The organism is Thermomicrobium sp. CFH 73360, from assembly GCF_023806465.1.
In the GTDB taxonomy this organism is placed as follows: Bacteria; Chloroflexota; Chloroflexia; order Thermomicrobiales; family Thermomicrobiaceae; genus Thermomicrobium.
The window spans coordinates 1-264 of the sequence record NZ_JAMSLS010000037.1 but is presented as its reverse complement, the minus strand read 5'-3'; the positions used below and the strand labels follow the sequence as shown (position 1 = coordinate 264).

Here is a 264-nt window from a genome sequence, read left to right as displayed (position 1 = left end):
CCGTGCTTCTTGGGCCTCACCGGACGCACCCGGTGCAGCACAAGCCCCGTCCGAAACGCCCACACGAAGGCCAGGCTCAAGGGGACCAAAAGCCGCGAAAGCCTCTCCCCCCGCGTCACGTGCGTGGCCTCCAGGTCAAATCCCCGCCCCTTCAGGGCCCCAAAGAGCCGCTCTATCCCCCACCTGAGCCCGTACACCTCCAGCACCCGGTGAGGGTCCAGGTCCGTAGCCACAATCAGCCACTCCCGGACCCCAAGGCGCAAC

General features: G+C 67.4%; 1 protein-coding gene. It reads right to left on the bottom strand.

The annotated features are described in order from the left end of the window. Positions 1 to 233: transposase (locus tag NET03_RS13415; protein ID WP_503008239.1), on the bottom strand; the 233-nt coding region annotated here is incomplete at its 3' end. Positions 234 to 264: the final 31 nt, after the last annotated feature.